Annotated in this window: 18 protein-coding genes; 6 read left to right on the forward strand and 12 right to left on the reverse strand. The window is 55.9% G+C overall.

What is annotated here, in order from left to right:
- Positions 1-3: 3 nt before the first annotated feature.
- Positions 4-951, reverse strand: a complete 948-nt coding sequence (locus ACREYP_RS19020) for an ABC transporter permease (protein WP_008460122.1) — start codon at positions 949-951, stop codon at positions 4-6.
- Positions 951-2,540 (reverse strand): ABC transporter substrate-binding protein, encoded by a 1,590-nt coding sequence (locus ACREYP_RS19025; RefSeq protein ID WP_008460120.1) that lies wholly within the window; start codon positions 2,538-2,540, stop codon positions 951-953. The genes ACREYP_RS19020 and ACREYP_RS19025 overlap by 1 nt, the downstream gene beginning before the upstream one ends.
- Positions 2,541-2,732: 192 nt before the next feature.
- Between ACREYP_RS19025 and ACREYP_RS19030 the strand changes: the two genes are divergently transcribed.
- Positions 2,733-3,032 carry a CBU_0592 family membrane protein gene (locus ACREYP_RS19030; protein WP_336818390.1) on the forward strand — a complete coding sequence of 100 codons (300 nt, stop codon included), beginning with the start codon at positions 2,733-2,735 and terminating at the stop codon, positions 3,030-3,032.
- Between the two features lie 129 nt (positions 3,033-3,161).
- Here the strand turns inward: ACREYP_RS19030 and ACREYP_RS19035 are convergent, their stop codons facing one another.
- Positions 3,162-4,064 carry a LysR substrate-binding domain-containing protein gene (locus ACREYP_RS19035; RefSeq protein ID WP_336818389.1) on the reverse strand — a complete coding sequence of 301 codons (903 nt, stop codon included), beginning with the start codon at positions 4,062-4,064 and terminating at the stop codon, positions 3,162-3,164.
- Positions 4,065-4,205: 141 nt separating this feature from the next.
- On the reverse strand, positions 4,206-4,679 hold the full coding sequence (creA, locus tag ACREYP_RS19040) for a protein CreA (RefSeq protein ID WP_008460116.1): 474 nt from the start codon (positions 4,677-4,679) through the stop codon (positions 4,206-4,208).
- Between the two features lie 211 nt (positions 4,680-4,890).
- On the opposite strand from creA, the gene robA reads away from it, so the two are divergent.
- The gene (gene robA / locus ACREYP_RS19045) at positions 4,891-5,760 is read left to right on the forward strand and encodes an MDR efflux pump AcrAB transcriptional activator RobA (protein ID WP_008460114.1); all 870 of its coding nucleotides are present in this window, start codon (positions 4,891-4,893) and stop codon (positions 5,758-5,760) included.
- On the opposite strand, the gene gpmB is transcribed toward robA, so the two are convergent.
- Positions 5,757-6,404: a 2,3-diphosphoglycerate-dependent phosphoglycerate mutase GpmB gene (gpmB, locus tag ACREYP_RS19050; RefSeq protein ID WP_008460113.1), complete on the reverse strand. Its 648-nt coding sequence runs from the start codon at positions 6,402-6,404 to the stop codon at positions 5,757-5,759. The genes robA and gpmB overlap by 4 nt on opposite strands.
- A gap of 52 nt (positions 6,405-6,456) precedes the next feature.
- Here gpmB and yjjX point away from each other — a divergent pair, with 52 nt between their 5' ends.
- On the forward strand, positions 6,457-6,984 hold the full coding sequence (gene yjjX / locus ACREYP_RS19055; RefSeq protein WP_008460112.1) for an inosine/xanthosine triphosphatase: 528 nt from the start codon (positions 6,457-6,459) through the stop codon (positions 6,982-6,984).
- On the opposite strand, the gene trpR is transcribed toward yjjX, so the two are convergent.
- Both trpR and sltY read right to left on the reverse strand, forming a co-directional pair.
- Positions 6,981-7,319, reverse strand: coding sequence for a trp operon repressor (trpR, locus tag ACREYP_RS19060; protein WP_008460111.1), 339 nt, complete (start codon positions 7,317-7,319; stop codon positions 6,981-6,983). The two genes, yjjX and trpR, sit on opposite strands and share 4 nt — an antisense overlap.
- A gap of 55 nt (positions 7,320-7,374) precedes the next feature.
- Positions 7,375-9,309: a murein transglycosylase gene (sltY, locus tag ACREYP_RS19065; RefSeq protein ID WP_336707729.1), complete on the reverse strand. Its 1,935-nt coding sequence runs from the start codon at positions 9,307-9,309 to the stop codon at positions 7,375-7,377.
- A gap of 242 nt (positions 9,310-9,551) precedes the next feature.
- On the opposite strand from sltY, the gene ettA reads away from it, so the two are divergent.
- Positions 9,552-11,219 (forward strand): energy-dependent translational throttle protein EttA, encoded by a 1,668-nt coding sequence (gene ettA / locus ACREYP_RS19070; protein WP_008460109.1) that lies wholly within the window; start codon positions 9,552-9,554, stop codon positions 11,217-11,219.
- A gap of 164 nt (positions 11,220-11,383) precedes the next feature.
- On the opposite strand, the gene nadR is transcribed toward ettA, so the two are convergent.
- From nadR to serB, 3 genes are read right to left on the reverse strand one after another with little or no spacing between them, the layout of a single operon-like run.
- Complete coding sequence (gene nadR, locus ACREYP_RS19075; RefSeq protein WP_008460108.1) at positions 11,384-12,616, reverse strand: multifunctional transcriptional regulator/nicotinamide-nucleotide adenylyltransferase/ribosylnicotinamide kinase NadR; 1,233 nt, start codon at positions 12,614-12,616, stop codon at positions 11,384-11,386.
- 46 nt (positions 12,617-12,662) lie between these two features.
- Positions 12,663-14,045 (reverse strand): DNA repair protein RadA, encoded by a 1,383-nt coding sequence (gene radA, locus ACREYP_RS19080; RefSeq protein WP_008460107.1) that lies wholly within the window; start codon positions 14,043-14,045, stop codon positions 12,663-12,665.
- Positions 14,046-14,059: 14 nt separating this feature from the next.
- Complete coding sequence (gene serB / locus ACREYP_RS19085) at positions 14,060-15,037, reverse strand: phosphoserine phosphatase (RefSeq protein WP_166876931.1); 978 nt, start codon at positions 15,035-15,037, stop codon at positions 14,060-14,062.
- Between the two features lie 204 nt (positions 15,038-15,241).
- On the opposite strand from serB, the gene ACREYP_RS19090 reads away from it, so the two are divergent.
- Both ACREYP_RS19090 and lplA read left to right on the forward strand, forming a co-directional pair.
- Positions 15,242-15,877 carry a YtjB family periplasmic protein gene (locus tag ACREYP_RS19090; protein WP_008460105.1) on the forward strand — a complete coding sequence of 212 codons (636 nt, stop codon included), beginning with the start codon at positions 15,242-15,244 and terminating at the stop codon, positions 15,875-15,877.
- A gap of 74 nt (positions 15,878-15,951) precedes the next feature.
- The gene (lplA, locus tag ACREYP_RS19095; RefSeq protein WP_166993469.1) at positions 15,952-16,968 is read left to right on the forward strand and encodes a lipoate--protein ligase; all 1,017 of its coding nucleotides are present in this window, start codon (positions 15,952-15,954) and stop codon (positions 16,966-16,968) included.
- On the opposite strand, the gene yjjJ is transcribed toward lplA, so the two are convergent.
- Both yjjJ and deoD read right to left on the reverse strand, forming a co-directional pair.
- Positions 16,965-18,293, reverse strand: a complete 1,329-nt coding sequence (yjjJ, locus tag ACREYP_RS19100; RefSeq protein WP_336818388.1) for a type II toxin-antitoxin system HipA family toxin YjjJ — start codon at positions 18,291-18,293, stop codon at positions 16,965-16,967. The two genes, lplA and yjjJ, sit on opposite strands and share 4 nt — an antisense overlap.
- Positions 18,294-18,443: 150 nt before the next feature.
- Positions 18,444-19,163 (reverse strand): purine-nucleoside phosphorylase, encoded by a 720-nt coding sequence (gene deoD, locus ACREYP_RS19105; RefSeq protein WP_008460099.1) that lies wholly within the window; start codon positions 19,161-19,163, stop codon positions 18,444-18,446.

The following is a 19,163-nucleotide window of genomic DNA, read 5'->3' on the forward strand; positions in this document are numbered from 1 at the left end:
GGCCTACCTCGCATGCCGCAGTCGTGGGTTACACCAAATGGCCAGCAGATCTGCCGCCGTATTCAGCAGGATATAAGTCCCGCCAAAAAGCAGCCCGCAGGCCTGCACCACCGGCAAATCTCGTTTTGTCACCGCATCCACCATCAGTTGCCCGATGCCCGGATAAACAAAGACCACCTCAACCAGGATGACGCCCACCACCAGATAGGCCAGGTTGAAAGCAATCACGTTGATGATTGGCGCGAGCGCGTTGGGCAGCGCGTGGCTGAGCACAATGCGCCAGCGGGAAAGCCCTTTTAGCAGCGCCGTTTCGATGTAGCTGCTGGACATCACCGCGCCGACGGAAGCCCGCGTCATGCGCAGCATGTGCGCCAGCACCACCAGCACCAGCGTCAGCATCGGCAACGTACAGGCATAGAGCCTATCGAGAAGGCTGGCATCCGGGTCGACCAGCGCGAGGCTGGGGAACCAGGCCAGGCGAATCGCAAAGAAGATCACCAGCACGTAGCCGACAAAAAACTCCGGCACCGAAATGCTCATCAGCGTCAGCGTGTTCGCCAGGCGGTCAAACCAGGAGCCTCGCCACACCGCAGAAGCAATCCCCAATACGACCGCCAACGGAATCGCGATCAGCGCGGCATATAGCGCAAGAAACAGCGTGTTCGCCAGACGAGGCAGCAGCTCGGCGCCAATAGGCTGGTTGTTGGCAAGCGAAGTGCCTAAATCACCGTGCAAGACGCCGGACAGCCAATGCAGATAGCGATAAACCGCCGGCTGATCCAGCCCAAGCTGGAGACGCAGCGCGGCGATGGTTTCCGGCGTGCCGTTTTGGCCGAGGATGGCGCTCGCCACGTCGCCGGGCAACAGCTCGGTGCCGACGAAGATCAGAACCGAAACCAGCCACAGCGTCAGCACGCCCAGCAATAAACGATGAAGGATCTGTTTTTTCATTACGACTCCAGCCAGACGCGTTCAGCCAGGCGGCCACCCATAAAGTTGAAGAGCGGATGAGGTTTCACACCGCCGACTTTTTTGCTGGTGGCGTCCAGATAGTCGCCAAACAGCGGGATCATCGCGCCGCCGTCATCCCGGGCAATGCTTTGCAGCTCCCCGTAGATCTCTGCCCGCTTTTGGTCATCAAGCAGCGATCGCGCCTGAATCAGCAGGCTGTCGAACTTGTCATTCTTCCAGTGGGTATCGTTCCATTTGGCGGTGGACTGCCAGGCGGTGGAGAACATCTGATCCGCCGTTGGACGCCCGCCCCAGTAGCCCATGCTAAACGGCGCTTTCATCCAGACGTCATCCCAGTAGCTGTCTGCCGGCTGGCGTTTGATGCTGACCTGAATCCCCGCTGCAGCGGCTTCCCCCTGGAACAATGCGGCGGCATCCAATGCCCCGGCAAAGGCAGCATCAGAGGACGACAGCTCAAGCGGCAGCGCGCTTAGCCCGGCTTTTTTCAGGAAGAACTTAGCCTTGTCAGGATCGTAGGCGCGCTGTTCCAGGCTTTTATTGAAGAAGCGATCGGTTTTCGGGATCGGATGATCGTTGCCCAGCGTGCCGTAACCCCGCAGCACGGTGGCCAGTAATTTCTCGCGATCGATGCCGTATTTAATCGCCGTCCGAACGTCATTGTTGTTGAACGGTGATACGCGGCAGTCCATCAGGAAGGTGAAATGCTGCCCGCCGGCCGCCCGCACGATGTTCAGCGCCGGGCTGCGCTTCAGGAAATCGACGGTCTTAAAGTCCACGCGGTTGATGGCGTGGACCTGGCCCGAAATAAGGGCGTTGGTACGCGCGGTCGCATCGTTGATCACCAGCACTTCAACGGCGTCCACAAACGCGCGGTTTGGCTTCCAGTAATTCGGATTACGTTTGAAATAGGAACGCACGCCCGGCTGGTACTGATCAAAGACGAAGCCGCCGGTGCCAATCGGGTGTTTCCAGTCGGTAAAGCCGTCCGGCACCACAACGAGGTGGTAGTCCGCCAGCAGGAACGGCAAGTCGGCGTTGCCGCTGTCCAGCGTCAGGGTAATTTCGTTCTCACCGCTCTTCTTCAGATCTTTGATGGCCGCCAGCTGCGTTTTAATGGCGCTGCGAGACTGATCGCCACGGTGGAGGTTAATCGAGTAAAGGATGTCTTCCACGGTAAGCGCCTTGCCGTTGTGGAAGGTCACGCCCTGACGCACTTTAAAGGTCCACTCCTGCGCGCCCGGCTTCGCTTCCCAGCTTTCCAGTAGCTCCGGCGTGGCCTGGTTATTCTCATCAATTTCCACCAGGCCGTTCATCAGCATGTATGCCTGGTTAAGCGGCACCCAGTCGCTAAAGAGCGTGGGATCCAGAGAATCACTGGTATTGCCGCCCGACATGCCCAGCTTCAGCACGCCCCCTTTTTTAGGCGTCGCTTCGGCAGCAAAACCCGCCAGCGGCGACAGCGATAACGCACTGCCCATACCAATCAGCGCCGCCGTATTGATAAATGAACGGCGGCTCATGCTCACGCCCTGCAGGTATTTTTTTTCGTCTGAACGATCGTCTTTCATTTATTTTTCTCCGTTATTATTTGTTTGTCTGACCACCGGCCAGATGCCATAGCACATCTATTTATGATTTATATCAAAACAGCTAAACACTGAGGCATGAGTTTTTCGTATCAGACTATGAAAAAAATGCACGGCAGAACCACGGCAAAAAAGATAATTTCCCGTTCACGGAGTCACATCAGGAAAGAAAAAGTGGAACTGCATACCCTTGTAGGTTTAATTGGCGTGTTTTGTTACCTGCTGGCATACGCCCTAGTCCAAATGCGAAGGATATCAATAGATTCAAATGGTTATGCTGTACTCAACATCGCAGGCTGCGTGGGCGGGCTGTATTCTCTTAGCCATGATTTTAATTTAGCGTCGGTAATATCGCAGTCGATGTGGCTGGTTTTCACACTTGTAGGTATGCATACTTCTTATCGTCGACGCGCAGAGATGAAAAATAAAATAGTGCCTTTGGATTTAGAGACGATAAATAAACCAAAGGATTAAATGTGATTTATCACTTATTTCCCGTCGTATTATATAAGAAAACGTTATGGCTAATAAAATAACCAGATAATTTATTGATGACCAAAATATTAAAATAATCGTCTTATGTGATTTACATCTATTTTCTGCTTATTCCGTCAAAGATTGGCGCTGTAGCCAGCTCATCACATGGCGAACAATCGGCTTCATGTAGCGATCCTGGGGGATAAGCAGGAAACATTTACTGGCGGCGGCCAGCTTGCCAGAGTGCGCCGCGACAAGCTCGCCCCGGTTAAGATAATCCTGCACCAGCCCTTCCCAGCCGAGTAATATCCCGTCGCCGCGCACCGCCGTCTCCACCAAAAACGGATAGTTATTGGCTCGCCAGGTTTGCCCTGGCACAAAGCTCAAAACATTTTGCGAAGCAAACCAGTCGCTCCACCCGGTCCACTCCCGCTGGGGATCGTCCTGAATCAGCAGCGTGTGCTGCAGCAGCGCTTCCGCCGGTGCGTCTGAACCAATGCGGGACAGAAAAGCCGGGGAGCACATGGGGTAACAGACTTCATCGAAGAGCGGCGTGGCGTGAAAACCGACGGGCACGCTTCGCAGGTAAAAAATAGCCAGATCAAATTCCGATGAGCGCAGCTCCGAGAAGTTGTCGGTAATTTTCATGCGAATCTGCAAATCTGGCAGCTCACGATGCAGGGCAGAAAGCCGGGATGACAGCCACAGCGAACTCATAGCGCTGGTACAGGCGATAGTGACCTGTGGCAACCCGGTCCAGCCCATCACTTCTGCCGTGGCATGCGACAGGGCCGCCAGCTGCTGCCTGACCCGCTCGGCATAAGCTTCACCGCGTGGCGTGAGCAGCACTCGCCGCTGGGTTCGGGTAAAGAGCTTGCAGCCGAGCATCTCTTCCAGCTGCAGAATTTGCCGGCTGGTCGCGCTTTGCGTCAGGTTTAACTCCTCCGCCGCACGAGAAATGTTGCCATAGCGGGCCACGCATTCGAAGGCGATAAGGGTATTCAGGGGCGGTAGAGGCTCGATCTGCATCAAAGAAGCCTTAGAAGGCAACGGCACGGTCATAACACACTAATAAGGAAGGTAAGAACTGACAAGCCTGATGCATTAGAAATACATCAGGCTTCTCATGCGGCCATGCGTGAATGCATCCGCTCAGCGCCAGTGCACAGATTATTTACTCCACGGAATAATCGGTACCGCGCTGATGGCGTTCTTAGGAGAGCCTTCTACGACCCGATCAGAGTAGGCAAGGTAGGCCAGCGCATTGCGCTTCGCATCATAGAAACGCACCACCTGCAGCTTTTTAAACACCAGCGAAGTTCGCTTCTGGAACACTACATCGCCCTGCGCTTTACCCGCTTTTATCTTATCGCTGAGCTCAACCGGGCCTACCTGCTGGCAGGAAATGGCCGCATCAGACGTGTCTTCAGCTAATCCGAGGCCGCCCTTGATACCCCCGGTTTTTGCGCGGCTGATATAACAGGTCACATTCTTCACATCAGGATCGTCAAACGCCTCGACGACAATCTTGTGGTCGGGACCAAAGACTTTAAACACGGTGTCCACCGATCCGATCTGCTCCGCGCTCGCACCGTAGCTTACGGCCAGAAGCGCACTGCAAAGTGCTAAAGCTTTATATTTCATATTGTTACCATTGTATAAAAATTACCCTACGGGACTATTCAACAATTGGACAAAAAACCGTTGAATATCACATTATTAGCAAAACCTGCCTCCATAATCGGCAAATTTGGCACAACTTGTTAAATAAAAACGGTGAATGCATAAACTACAAAAATGCTATTATCCGCTACCTTAGTAAACAGGCATTCGCTTGTATGGATGAGGATATTTTATGGATCAGGCTGGGATCATTCGCGATCTTCTTAGCTGGCTGGAGGGCCACCTCGACCAGCCTCTCGCCCTTGATAATGTGGCGGCAAAAGCAGGTTATTCCAAGTGGCATTTACAACGGATGTTTAAAGAGGTTACCGGGCACGCTATTGGTGCCTATATTCGCGCCCGCCGACTCTCCAAATCCGCCGTTGCTCTGCGCCTGACTGCGCGCCCTATTCTCGATATTGCGCTTCAGTACCGCTTTGACTCGCAGCAGACGTTTACTCGTGCGTTTAAAAAGCAGTTTGCTCAAACGCCGGCGCTCTACCGTCGTTCTCCTGACTGGAGCGCCTTCGGTATGCGCCCGCCGCTGCGTCTCGGCGAGTTTACGCCGCCGCAGGCCCACTTCATCACGATGCCGGAAACGCATCTGGTTGGGGTCACGCAAAGCTACAGCTGCACGCTGGAGCAAATCTCCGACTTCCGTAATGAGATGCGCATCCAGTTCTGGACGCAGTTCCTCGGCAACTCACCGACCATCCCGCGGGTGTTATACGGCCTGCATGAGCCTCGCCCAAGCTCGGAAAAAGACGACGAGCAGGAAGTCTTCTACACCACGGCGCTCACGCCTGAGCTGGCGAATGGTTTCCTGCCGGATTCACATCCGGTGGTGCTGGAAGGGGGGGATTATGTTCAATTTAACTACGAAGGGCTGGGCACCGGGCTGCAGGACTTTATCCTGACGGTTTATGGCACCTGCATGCCATCACTCAACCTGACGCGCCGTAAAGGTCAGGACATCGAACGTTTCTATCCTCAGGATGAAACGCGGGATCAGGATGTGCCGATGCATATCCGCTGTGAATACCTGATCCCGGTTCGCCGTTAACGCTGGATTTCATCCAGAGCAGGGGCATCAAGGTGCGAGATGTCTCCTGCTGTTTCAACCACCCATCCAGACGCCAGCCACGGGCTGTGCTGATAATCCACGCGGGAAATCGAGCAGTTGCGCAGACGCAGGCGACGTTCCGCCCACGCCGGTAAACCAAGAATCGTACTCACCAGTCCGCCCAGCGCCATACCGTGACTCACCAGCAGCGGTCGGCTTCCGGCCGGCAGCTCCCGGCAGGCGTTCAGGGCTTCGTGCATGCGGTTACTCAGTTCCAGCATGCTTTCGCCTTCGGGAATACGCCCGTCCGGTGTGCCGTCAACTAAGCGCCGCCGCCAGCCCTCTTCCTCTTCGGTTAGCGAGTCCATTTTGCGGCGTTCAAGCACGCCCATATTGAGCTCACGCAGGCGGGAATCCAGGATAATCTCGCAGCCGCAGGCTTCGGCGATGATCTCTGCGGTGCGGCGAGTACGGCCTAAATCGCTGCTGATAATGTGGGTGATGCCAAGGGCTCTGGCTCGTTCGGCCACTTGCCAGGCCTGACGCTCTCCGTTTTCAGTCAGCGCGCTGTCTGACTGCCCCTGAATGCGGCGCTCAGCATTCCACTGCGTTTCGCCATGACGAACAAGGTATACCTGTAACATGCGTTTTTTCCGTTATACTCCGGTCACGAAATATCGAGAGTTCTGACTTATTATGAACCATGTCGTAGCTGCAACAACCAATCCCGCCAAAATTCAGGCGATTCTGCAGGCGTTTAGCGAGATTTATGGCGAAGGATCCTGCCATATTGAGCCCGTGGTCGTCGATAGTGGCGTGCCGGAGCAGCCCTTTGGTAGTCAGGAAACGCGAACTGGCGCACGATGCAGAGTAGCGAATGCCCGGGAGATCAGACCAGATGCCGACTTTTGGGTCGCTATTGAGGCCGGTATCGACGAAGGGAGTACCTTCAGTTGGGTGGTGATCGAGAATCGGCAGCAGCGCGGTGAAGCCCGTTCGGCGACCCTGCCGCTGCCAGACATCATTCTGCAAAAAGTCAGCGCAGGCCACGCTCTGGGGCCGGTGATGTCCGACTATACGGGTATCAATGAGATTGGGCGTAAAGAGGGAGCGATTGGGGTGTTCACCGCCGGAAAGCTCACGCGTAGTAGCGTTTACCATCAGGCGGTGATTCTGGCGCTAAGTCCATTTCATAACGAGATTTACTGCCGGGAAAATATTTAGCGGTTTGAGCTGCCACCCTGCAGCAGCTCTTTTTCCAGCCACGCCCGTAGTTCCGTCGGCGCAGCTTTCAGGCTGTTAGAGCCGCGGGTGATGGTTGCAATCCCCGCGCCCAGTTCATTCTTCAGCTCACGCTGGCTAAGCTCACCGCGCAACAACTCTTCGATGATGCGTACTCGCGTGCCTAACGCCGTACGCTCATCCGGCGTCAACAGCAGCGTCAGCAGAGGCATGTGAAGCTCCTGCCCAAAAGCTTGCTGTAACAGCCCCACAAAGCGGAGCCACTCTTTATTACTTTGCTCGGCCTGTTCCGCCGAATACTGAGAGAGCTGAGTCATGTCAGGCCACCATACTCTTTAACTAGTACGGCAGCATAACATACTCTCTGCGCAATCAGTAACGCCGCTGCCACTCGCTGTCAGACAGAATCTTGTCCGGCTGCCCCATGAAATGGCGGTAATAGGCATCGTAGGCCAGCACGTTTTTCACATAGCCACGCGTCTCAGAGAACGGAATGCTTTCCACGAATGCGATGGCGTCAATCCGCCCTGCGCTGTTACCCAGCCAGGTCCGCACGCGCCCCGGCCCTGCGTTATAGGCGGCGGAAGCAAAGATACGGTTGTTCTCAAACTGCTGGAACACATACTGCAGGTAGCTGGTGCCAATATTGATGTTGGTGTCAGGATCCAGAAGCTGCACCGGGCTGCTGTAGCCTGGAATACTGAACATCTTCACCGTATGGGTGGCGGTGCCCGGCATGATCTGCATCAGGCCGCTTGCCCCCACCGGGGAACGCACTTTCGGGTTCCAGGCACTTTCCTGGCGGGCAATCGCCATGGCATAACTTTGTGGCACAGTTTTGCCGCTAACGTAGCGGGCAAAGGTGTCTTTATAAGCCAGCGGGAAGCGCTCTTCGAGGTTGTCCCATAGCTTGCCGGCAATGGTTGCCTGCACGCTGAGATCCCACCAGTCCTGCTCAAAAGCATAGCGCGCCAGCCCGGCCTGCTCCTGCTTGCTGCGGCTGGTGACCAGATTTGCCCATTCACTCCGCGCGGTGTTGTCCATATTCCAGTACATCAGCTCGCGGACGCGGGCCATTTCAGGCCCCTGCACCAGCGCAGGATTAACAGGCTCGGCTTTATCCACGCGCAGGGGGTATTCTTCCCCAAGCCGCTGGGCGGCAACCATCGGATAGAAACCACGCTGCTGCATCAGGGCACGAAGAATACCTTTCGCTTCGTCTTCACGTCCCCGCTCCAGCAGTAAATCAGCCTGCCAGTAGCGCCATTCGTCTTTCTCTTTGGCTTCCATTGGCAAACGCGCCAGCCAGGTATTCAGGCCTGTGCGATCGCCCGCACCCAGCGCCATGCGCACGCGCCGCTCAATCAACGAGGTGGACTGGGAACGCATAATGGCGTCATCCCGCCAGCGAGCCTGTTCATCCGTTACGTCGCTGCCCATCAACCGCCAGGCCACAACGTCACGCAATTCCTGCACCTGCTCCTCGGTCAATTTCTGTGCCTGAGCCAGGGACGGGATCATCAGGCGAGCATTCTCTACATCCTGACGCGCAACGCTTGCAAAGGCGATAGCGGCCGCCTGACGAGTGAAATCCGTCGCCCCCACCGTATTAGCGAAGGTCAGCACCGTGCCAGGATTATTTTGCAGGCTGACCAGGGCGCTGGAGATGGTCTGATATTCCGCTGGCATCTGGTTCGCCAGCGCGTTCACCAGCGAGGTATTCCCCTCTTTCATCGCCAGACGAATTCGCTCAAGGTAAGCCAGCGGATCCTGCGTGCCGGAAGCTCGCCACGCCGAAAACAGCGCATCACAGCTTGATGGCTGGCTCTTTCCCGTCAGCCAAAGTTCTTTCGCACCGGCCCAGGCGGCATCCGCTTGCCCGGTATTCCATTTGGCAAAGTAGTAATTACATTTTGCTTCGTTAGTGGCAGGCGGCTCGGGGCTAAAGGCCAGCAAACCTTGCCAGTCCTGCCGCCTTGCCAGCTCGTTAACAAACCGGGAGCTTAAGGTACGCGCCGGAGGCAAAGTTGGGTTCGCCTGGATAAATTGGGCCACCGCCACGGTCGGCTCGTTCATCAGGTCATCGGTGAGCTGGCGGTATTCAAGATAAGGATAAAGGGGATAGGTCTGCAGCGTGGGCATGAGCTGCTGCACCACGTCCATTTGCTTGTTATCCCAGGCCTGTTTAATTTGCGCGTAGCGGTTGCGCTGCTCATCGAGAGAATCTGCACGTACCGCACCGTTTAACATCACCAGGCTAACGCCCGCGGCAAGCAACTGCCATACGACTTGTTTGGCTTTTACCACACCTTCTCCTCATTATTTTCCTGACGGCATCATGCCTGCGCTGCAATAAGCGAATGCATTCATGCTAACCAGGGGAGACACAATACGCCACGTCCGGAAGGGATATTTTGGTCATGAAGCGTATAAAGGCGCCCTGCGCGGCAGAAGCACGATACCCCGCTGGGATTAGACCGTGAAAACGGCTACACTTCGCCTTTGTTAAGTACCATCTTACATCACGATAAAAGAGGCAAAGTCGCACTGTGGCTCAATTCGTTTATACCATGCATCGTGTCGGCAAAGTTGTCCCGCCGAAACGACATATTCTGAAAAATATTTCGCTCAGCTTCTTCCCTGGCGCCAAAATCGGCGTACTGGGTCTGAACGGTGCCGGTAAATCCACCCTGCTGCGCATCATGGCCGGCATCGATACCGATATCGAAGGCGAAGCCCGTCCACAGCCAGGCATCAAGATCGGCTACCTGCCGCAGGAACCAAAGCTGAACCCGGAACACACCGTACGTGAGTCCGTAGAAGAAGCGGTTTCCGAAGTGGTTAACGCGCTGAAAGGCCTGGACGAAGTCTACGCCAAATACGCCGAGCCGGACGCGGACTTCGATAAGCTGGCCGCGCAGCAAGGCAAGTATGAAGAAATCATCCAGGCGCACGACGGTCATAACCTGAACGTGCAGCTGGAGCGCGCCGCCGATGCCCTGCGCCTGCCGGACTGGGATGCAAAAATCGAGAAGCTGTCCGGGGGTGAACGCCGCCGCGTTGCGCTTTGCCGCCTGCTGCTGGAAAAACCAGACATGCTGTTGCTCGACGAACCAACCAACCACCTGGATGCAGAATCCGTGGCATGGCTGGAACGCTTCCTGCACGACTTCGAGGGCACCGTGGTGGCGATCACCCACGACCGTTACTTCCTCGACAACGTCGCCGGCTGGATCCTCGAGCTTGACCGTGGGGAAGGTATTCCATGGGAAGGTAACTACTCCTCCTGGCTGGAGCAGAAAGATCAGCGCCTGGCGCAGGAAGCCTCAACGGAAGCGGCTCGCCGTAAATCCATTGAGAAAGAGCTGGAGTGGGTTCGTCAGGGCGCTAAAGGCCGTCAGTCTAAGGGCAAAGCCCGTCTGGCACGCTTCGAAGAGCTGAACAACACCGAATACCAGAAACGTAACGAAACCAACGAACTGTTTATTCCACCTGGCGCACGTCTGGGGGATAAAGTGGTGGAAGTTAACAACCTGCGTAAATCTTACGGCGACCGCCTGCTGATTGACGATCTGAGCTTCTCCGTACCGAAAGGCGCCATCGTCGGCATCATCGGTCCGAACGGCGCGGGTAAATCTACCCTGTTCCGCATGATGTCCGGTCAGGAACAGCCTGACAGCGGCTCTATAACCCTCGGTGAGACCGTGAAACTGGCTTCCGTTGACCAGTTCCGTGACGCCATGGATAACAGCAAAACCGTCTGGGAAGAAGTCTCCGGCGGCCAGGATATTATGCGTATCGGCAACACCGAGATGCCAAGCCGCGCCTACGTTGGCCGCTTTAACTTCAAAGGCGTCGACCAGGGCAAACGCGTGGGCGAGCTGTCCGGCGGTGAGCGCGGTCGTCTGCACCTGGCGAAGCTGCTGCAGGTTGGCGGTAACGTTCTGCTGCTCGATGAACCAACCAACGACCTGGATATCGAAACCCTGCGTGCGCTGGAAAACGCCCTGCTGGAGTTCCCGGGCTGCGCGATGGTTATCTCGCACGACCGCTGGTTCCTGGACCGCATCGCTACCCACATTCTGGATTACCAGGATGAAGGTAAAGTCGAATTCTTCGAAGGGAACTTCACCGAATACGAAGAGTACAAGAAGCGTACCCTCGGCTCAGATGCCCTGGAGCCAAAACGCATCAAGTACAAGCGCGTAACCAAGTAAATGCAAAAGGCACCTTCACGGTGCCTTTTTTATGGTGAGTTCACCCGTAGTACTTTTCCCCTCACCCCGGCCCTCTCTCAGAGGGCGAGGGAGAAAAACGACACATAATATTGTTTATTCCCTCTCCCTCTGGGAGAGGGTTAAAGTGAGGGCCAGCGTACGCTTTACCGCTGCTCGCCCATCATCTCTTTCACCAGATCCACGCAGCGCAGGAAGCGCGAGTCATAGTCGGACTCTTCGACGTGAATAAACTCGATGTTGTTCTCTTTGAGCATCTCCACCAGCAGGTTCTGGAACGATTTTCTGTCCACATCGCTGCCGAGGCTGCGTAAACCGTCAGCCACCCACGGCGTATTGTTTTCCAGCAGGATAACCAGATCAAAGCGGTACTCATCGATCAGCGCCTGTACAAACGGGTGCTCGCGGCCTTCATACTTCTTGCAGAAGGCCTGAGTGGTCACAAAGTCGGTGTCGATAAACGCCACTTTATTGGCGTACTTCACCGCAAAATCGACGTACTGCGCATGGCCGATGGCAATTTTGTCGTAGTCGGAATATTGCAGCGCCATTTCGTCACCGCCCAGGTGCGAGAAAACGTAATCCCGCCCGTATTCCCAGGCGCTGGTGGTATTGAAGATGTTGGCAAGCTTGTTCACCATCCACGACTTCCCGCTCGACTCGCCGCCAAGTATCGCCACCGTGCGCACAAAGAACGGTTTTACCTCAGTAGGAATGTATTCCCAGTAGCGGAACGGGTTTTCACGGATTTGTGTGCCGCTGATGTTCATAAAGGTTCGCTTTGGATCGACCACCACCGTTTCGATCCCGAGGTGTTCGGTAAACTTCGCGGCGTCCCCTTCTTCCGAGGTATAGATCCGGTCTGGCGAAATACCTTTGCTGTCCATAAACGCTTTAATCCCCCGGCTCCAGACGTCCCAGCCGTGGGGATAAGGCTCCATTCCCTCCTCGTTAAAGGAGTGAATGCGGATATTCTTCTGATATTTAAAAGTTTGCAGCAGCCAGCGCAGGCGGTCACCGGTGGTTGGCTGCTGGGACATCGCGCTATCGTCAAACAGCGCTCGGTCGCGGGGCTCATCATAGCCCATGATGATATGCAGCTCGTCCACCTGGCTACAGGCGCGCTGGATCAAGTAGATATGCCCGGTATGTAGCGGATAAAACTTACCGAACACCACGCCGACTTTCTTTTCGCGACGCGGGAATTCCAGCCCAAGGAAGCGGTGCAACGCCTCCAGTTTTTGCGCGCTGGGGCTTTTGATTTTCGCGTTCAGTAACTGGCTCAGGTAGCCTTTAGTCATACCGCTGGCATCCGCCACCTGCTGTAAAGTACAGCCCTGCTGACGAATAGCCGTTTTAATATAGTCGAATGACGACACGCGCTGCCTCCTGCCGAAGCGGGAACGGTTCCCGCAAGTTACTCAATTATAAGTCGTCGAATACAGAAAGCGCATCAGCAAGTTTTTTCACGCCGAAGACCTGCATCCCTTCAGGAATTTTTTTCGGTACGTTGGCCTGGGGCACAATTGCGCGCTTAAAGCCGTGTTTCGCCGCTTCGGAAATACGCTCCTGGCCGCTGGGTACCGGGCGGATTTCACCCGCCAGCCCGACTTCCCCAAATACGACTAAATCCTGCGGCAAGGCTCTGTCGCGCAGGCTGGAAACCATCGCCAGCAGCAGCGCCAGGTCGGCGCTGGTTTCGGTAACCTTTACGCCGCCCACCACGTTCACAAACACGTCCTGATCGGCCATTTGCAGGCCGCCGTGACGGTGGAGTACGGCCAGCAGAATCGCCAGGCGGTTTTGCTCCAGACCAACGGCTACGCGGCGAGGGTTGGACATCATCGACTGATCCACCAGCGCCTGAATCTCAACCAGCAGCGGACGAGTTCCTTCCCAAACCACCATCACCGAACTGCCCGGTGTCACTTCATCGCCCCGGCTAAGGAAAATGGCCGACGGGTTGCTGACTTCACGCAGTCCCTGCTCGGTCATCGCGAACACGCCCAGCTCGTTCACCGCCCCAAAGCGGTTTTTATGGCTGCGCAGGGTTCGAAAGCGGGAATCGGCGTCGCCATCTAACATGACTGAACAGTCTATACAGTGTTCGAGGACTTTTGGCCCCGCAAGAGAACCGTCTTTCGTGACATGCCCGACCATCACGATCGCCACGCCTTTCGTCTTCGCAAAACGCGTCAGGTAGGCCGCAGTTTCACGCACCTGGGCCACGCTGCCCGGCGAAGACTGCACGTCCGCCATGTGCATGACCTGGATCGAGTCGATCACCATCAGCTTCGGCTGCTCTTCCTCAGCGATCATACAGATCTGTTCGATGCTGGTTTCCGACAGCATATTGAGGTTTTGCGTCGGCAGGCCTAACCGATGCGCGCGCATCGCCACTTGCTGAAGCGACTCTTCGCCAGTGACGTACAGGGTTTTCATTTGCTCGCTCAGCTTGCAGAGCGTTTGCAGCAGCAGCGTTGACTTCCCTGCGCCGGGGTTACCGCCGATCAGAATGGCGCTGCCCGGCACTACGCCACCGCCCAGCACCCGGTCAAATTCTTTAAAACCGGTGGAGAAGCGCGGCAGTTCTTCCAGGCTGATGTCCGAAAGCTTTTGTACGCGGCTGACGCCCGCGCTCCCGGCATAGCCGGAGAGGCGCTCGTTGCGGGCAACCTGCGGAGAAGCGGCGATGCGCACTTCGGTAATGGTATTCCACGCGTGACAGGCGCTGCACTGCCCCTGCCAGCGCGGGTAATCCGCACCACACTCGTTACAAACAAATGCGCGTTTTGGAGCTTTCGCCACCTTTATACCTCTTGTTAACGTTCTTCCTGAATCAGGCTGCCGGAAAGGATGCAGAACACGCCCATCAGATCCGCATGACGGATACTGACTTCGCTCTTCTCGTTCACCTTCGGCTTAGCGTGATAGGCAATCCCCAGGCCTGCGGCGTGGATCATCGGTAAATCATTGGCCCCGTCGCCAATCGCAACGGTTTGCGCGGCGGGGATTTCATATTTTTCGGCCAGGCGCTTCAAAGTGACCGCTTTGAACTTCGCGTCCACAATCTGCCCCAGCACTTCGCCGGTCAGCTTGCCGTCGCAAATTTCAAGTTCGTTGGCGACCACCGCCGTCAGGTTTAATGTGTCGCGCAGGTATTCGGCGAAGAAGGTAAACCCGCCAGAGGCAATCGCCACTTTCCAACCCAGCGTATCGAGATTTTGTACCAGAGATTTTAGCCCCGGCATCAGCGGTAGCTCGTCGCGAACCTGGCGTAAAATATTAGCATCCGCGCCCTTCAGGGTCGCCACACGCTGGCGAAGGCTGGCGGTAAAGTCCAGCTCGCCGCGCATTGCGCGTTCGGTGACTTCAGCCACCATTTCACCCGTTCCCGCCAGTTTGGCGATCTCGTCGATACACTCGATCTGAATGGCGGTGGAGTCCATGTCCATGACCAGCAGACCAGGCGTTTTCAAATGTGGGATTTTGCCCAGCGGCGCCACGTCCAGCCCGGCTTCATGCGCAAGCTTGGTCGCGCGCGGCGTTAAAGAGCCGGCCAGGCGAATAACCTGATAATCTTCCACGCACCAGGCGGTCACAATCACCATCGCCGCCCCCAGCTTGCGCTGGTATTTGGTCAGACACTGCTTGTCCAGATTACGCCCGTACAGGAGCCAGCCACTGCGGCCAGCGCGGTAGTCCAGCGGCATCACTTCGTCGCCGCTCAGGGAAAGCGGCAACCCAGGCCAAAGTGAAACATCGTTAGGCAAATCGCACCAGGTCAAACTGTTTGGCATTGCGGCTCCAGAATCAAGTAAACATACCCTTTTGCAGTCGGATTGCGGGCTGATGGCAAGGGATTTTTCTCCTCGCGCTGGCGTAAAGCCTGAGCTTCTGCCCTTTGAAGAATGCAGGGTATCCGGGTAAAAACAACGCATGAGGCTACCTTGTCCGCCTTGCTTCTGGCAACATTAAAGTAAGCAATTTTCCAAAGGTGCATCATGGTTCGGGTAAAATTTAAATTTCGGCTCCATCGCGCAGTGATTGTGCTGTTCTGCCTCGCACTTTTGGTGGCGCTAATGCAGGGCGCGTCCTGGTTCAGCCGGGGCAGTCAGCAGGCGCGAAACGTTCAGTTAGAGGAGCTGGCCCGCACCCTCTCCCGTCAGGTCGCGTTTAATCTGGTTCCCGTCATGAAAACTGAGAATCCGGATGAAAAACGCATCTCCACCGTGCTTAACCTTTTGACTAAGGATAGCCGTATTCTGGATGCCGCCGTGTACGACAGCGAAGGTGACCAAATTGCGCGCGCGGGGGAAAACATTGAGGTTCGCGATCGCCTGGCGCTGGACGGCCAGAAAGCCGGCAGCTACTTCAACCAGCAAATCGTCGAACCTATCACCGATAAAAGCGGGCCTATCGGCTACCTGCGCATTACCCTGGATACCCACACGCTTGCCACCGAAGCTAAGCAAGTGGACAACACCACCAATATTCTGCGCCTGATGCTGCTGCTCGCCGTCGCGATCGGTATTGTGCTGACCCGCACGCTGCTGCACGGCAAGCGCACCCGCTGGCAGCAATCACCGTTCCTGCTTACCGCCAATACGAAAGTAAAAGAGGAAGACGAGCCTAAGTAAAGCTCCCTCAGTAAATTCGCCGAGATAGCGTCATGCTAAGATGACGCCATTCTTCTGGGAAAAGGATCTTTGTTATGTCGACTTTGCGTTTGCTAATCTCTGACTCTTACGACCCGTGGTTTAACCTGGCCGTTGAAGAGACTATTTTTCGGCAGATGCCCGCCACTCAGCGGGTTCTGTTTCTATGGCGTAATGCAGATACGGTGGTGATTGGCCGCGCCCAGAACCCCTGGAAAGAGTGCAATACCGGGCGCATGGAGCAAGATAACGTTCGGCTGGCAAGGCGCAGCAGCGGCGGTGGCGCGGTGTTCCACGACCTGGGCAACACCTGCTTCACTTTTATGGCCGGCAAACCCGAATACGACAAGAGTATTTCCACGGCTATCGTACTGAACGCCCTGGCGAGCCTTGGGCTGGAAGCCACCGCATCCGGGCGCAACGACCTTGAGGTCGAAACCGCCGAAGGTACGCGCAAGATTTCAGGTTCCGCCTATCGGGAAACTCTGGATCGTGGGTTTCATCACGGCACTTTGCTGCTGAATGCCGATCTGAGCCGCCTGGCAAACTACCTCAATCCCGATCCGAAAAAGCTCCAGGCCAAAGGCATTACATCCGTAAGAAGCCGGGTCGCCAACCTCAGCGACATCAAGCCAGGCCTGACCCACGAGCAGATAGCCGACGCGATTACGGCAGCGTTTTTCGCCCACTACGGCGAGCGTGTGGAAGCCGAGCATATCTCCCCGGAAGCGCTCCCCAATCTGCCAGGGTTTGCCGAGACTTTTGCCCGCCAGAGCAGCTGGGAGTGGAATTTTGGCCAGGCTCCGGCCTTTACGCACCTGCTGGACAACCGATTTACCTGGGGGGGCGTTGAGCTACATTTTGACGTCGAAAAAGGGCATATCACCCGCGCCCAGGTGTTCACCGATAGCCTGAATCCTGCCCCGCTTGAAGCGCTGGCCACCCGGTTAAAAGGCTGCCTGTACCGCAGTATTTTGCTGCAGCAGGAGTGCGAAACGCTGATTTACAGCTTCCCGGAACAGGAAGCCGAACTGAGAGAGCTTTCAGCCTGGATTGCTCAGGCCGTTCGTTAAGCGAGCCGCCGAAGCCGCTCGCTTAACCGCTCGACTTGCTCAGCCATTCCCGCCGCAATTTGCTGGAATGGCTCGCTCAGCATCACATTCAGGCTAAGCTCCTGCCAGTAGCGCTGCGCCCAAGGCTGCATCTCGAGCCACACTTCGCCGGGGACGTCGGCATCAATATTAATCTCAATGCAGCCTGTTCGCATATTGCCTGAACTGCCCGGAGCCCAGGCCATAGGCAGCATATCGTAGACCGGTGTGAGCTCGAGCGGACGGTCAGAGAGAAAGAAAGAGAGGTTCCCGGCATGCATATCGCTGTTACCAATCAGTCGGCCAAACGCCCAAATGCGCTGCACCTGCCGAAGCGTGGCGGCCTCAACCATCCCCTCTTCTTTTAGACGCGTCACGGCTTTAGGCCAGCTAAGCACGCCCGCCGCATATTCACTTTGCACGCTTTCAAGAGAGACAATACTGCGCCGCCCGAAAACGCCCACGCAGTCAAAGCGCTCAACTTCGAGAAAGAACTGCCCGCTAACCGTCGAAAGTAGATCACACCGTGCGGCAGCAATCCCTACATCATTTAGCAGCGTTAAAGCGCTGGCCTCAGCGGCCAGTAGATCCGCCCATCGACGCTGGTTATCGTTCCGCATAGCCGGGGTGAACTTCACAAGAGCATGTCGTGGCCCGCGAAGCGTTTCACTGTAGCAGGTGAATTTAGGCTGCTCGCCTCCGGCGGATGAGCCGACAATTTCACCGTCTATCGCCCTGTGAGCAAGCTCAGCGTAAACCTTCAGGCGTTCATTATGAGGAATGACTTCGGGAACGTCATTCTCTGTCCACAGGCGATAACTCTCTTCGCCCACCAGCCAGCCACCCAGATTTTCCTGCCGCTGCACAGAGAGCGCCAGGAGCACATCCTCTTCTCGCCACAGCCGAATATCTTCCGGCAAATCGCTGTCTTTAGCTAACTCACCCCCCCAGGCCCGCCCCAAAAACCCCTGAGGCCGGAGATCGGTCAGGTACCAGGGCAACCCGTCAAACCAGCGGCTGTCGCCGTTGTGATGCACAACGAGGCAACTGCCTTTCGGCCACACGGGATAAAGCACACCAAATACCCAGGCTTTACCGACGTCGTCAATCTGCCAGAGCTGAAATTCGCGGTGCTGCCTTACCGGGTGTTTTAATCCGTACAGCGTCGCACGAGCTGAACCGAATTTGATAACGTCAGGCTCAAGCGCTACCCGGCGAGAGAAAGTCGCCTGGCTGATACCCAGCCGTTGGGCCAGCGTTCTGGCTGGAAGAGGCCCGGTAAGAAGAAGGTCCGCTAGTTCGCTCACGTGAATAGATTAATGAATAGATACTTGAATTTATTTATAGTCTTGAATGCCAGATAGGTAAAGAGGATTAACCCAAAATAAGAAATAAAATGAATAGATAAATGGCATAAAAAAGGCGCCCTAAGGCGCCCTTTAAACGAGAAGAAAAACTTACTCTTTGTCGCCCAGCAGGACGGATTCCAGAGCAATTTTGATCATGTCGTTGAAGGTAGTCTGACGCTCAGCGGCGGTGGTCTGCTCGTGAGTACGGATGTGGTCAGACACGGTGCAGATGGTCAGCGCTTTTGCACCGAACTCAGCCGCTACGCCGTAGATCCCGGCAGCTTCCATTTCCACACCCAGAATGCCGTATTTTTCCATCACGTCGAACATGGACGGATCCGGCGTGTAGAACAGGTCTGCAGAAAAGATGTTGCCCACGCGAGCGTCAACGCCCAGCGCTTTTGCCGCATCAACCGCGTTACGAACCATATCGAAGTCCGCGATAGCCGCGAAGTCGTGATCCTTGAAGCGCAGGCGGTTAACTTTAGAGTCAGTACACGCGCCCATACCGATCACCACGTCGCGTAGCTTAACGTCTGCACGAACCGCGCCGCAGGAACCCACGCGAATGATTTTCTTCACGCCGAAGTCGGTGATTAGCTCTTTCGCGTAGATGGAGCAGGATGGGATGCCCATACCATGGCCCATAACGGAGATCTTACGGCCTTTGTAAGTCCCGGTGAATCCGAGCATGCCGCGCACGTTGTTCACTTCACGCACGTCTTCCAGGAAGGTTTCCGCGATGTGCTTGGCGCGCAGCGGGTCACCCGGCATCAGTACTACGTCAGCGAAATCGCCCATTTCTGCGTTAATGTGTGGCGTAGCCAT

It is taken from the genome of Enterobacter sp. TMH.L2 (assembly GCF_050847315.1).
Lineage (GTDB): Bacteria > Pseudomonadota > Gammaproteobacteria > Enterobacterales > Enterobacteriaceae > Cedecea.

Excerpts from the sequence above, each read along its gene's own strand:
- ACREYP_RS19020 (WP_008460122.1), bottom strand. The coding sequence starts at position 951 with ATGAAAAAACAGATCCTTCATCGTTTATTGCTGGGCGTGCTGACGCTG.
- ACREYP_RS19025 (WP_008460120.1), bottom strand. The coding sequence starts at position 2,540 with ATGAAAGACGATCGTTCAGACGAAAAAAAATACCTGCAGGGCGTGAGC.
- ACREYP_RS19035 (WP_336818389.1), bottom strand. The coding sequence starts at position 4,064 with ATGCAGATCGAGCCTCTACCGCCCCTGAATACCCTTATCGCCTTCGAA.
- creA (WP_008460116.1), bottom strand. The coding sequence starts at position 4,679 with ATGAAATATAAAGCTTTAGCACTTTGCAGTGCGCTTCTGGCCGTAAGC.
- robA (WP_008460114.1), top strand. The coding sequence starts at position 4,891 with ATGGATCAGGCTGGGATCATTCGCGATCTTCTTAGCTGGCTGGAGGGC.
- gpmB (WP_008460113.1), bottom strand. The coding sequence starts at position 6,404 with ATGTTACAGGTATACCTTGTTCGTCATGGCGAAACGCAGTGGAATGCT.
- yjjX (WP_008460112.1), top strand. The coding sequence starts at position 6,457 with ATGAACCATGTCGTAGCTGCAACAACCAATCCCGCCAAAATTCAGGCG.
- trpR (WP_008460111.1), bottom strand. The coding sequence starts at position 7,319 with ATGACTCAGCTCTCTCAGTATTCGGCGGAACAGGCCGAGCAAAGTAAT.
- serB (WP_166876931.1), bottom strand. The coding sequence starts at position 15,037 with ATGCCAAACAGTTTGACCTGGTGCGATTTGCCTAACGATGTTTCACTT.
- ACREYP_RS19090 (WP_008460105.1), top strand. The coding sequence starts at position 15,242 with ATGGTTCGGGTAAAATTTAAATTTCGGCTCCATCGCGCAGTGATTGTG.
- lplA (WP_166993469.1), top strand. The coding sequence starts at position 15,952 with ATGTCGACTTTGCGTTTGCTAATCTCTGACTCTTACGACCCGTGGTTT.
- deoD (WP_008460099.1), bottom strand. The coding sequence starts at position 19,163 with ATGGCTACGCCACACATTAACGCAGAAATGGGCGATTTCGCTGACGTA.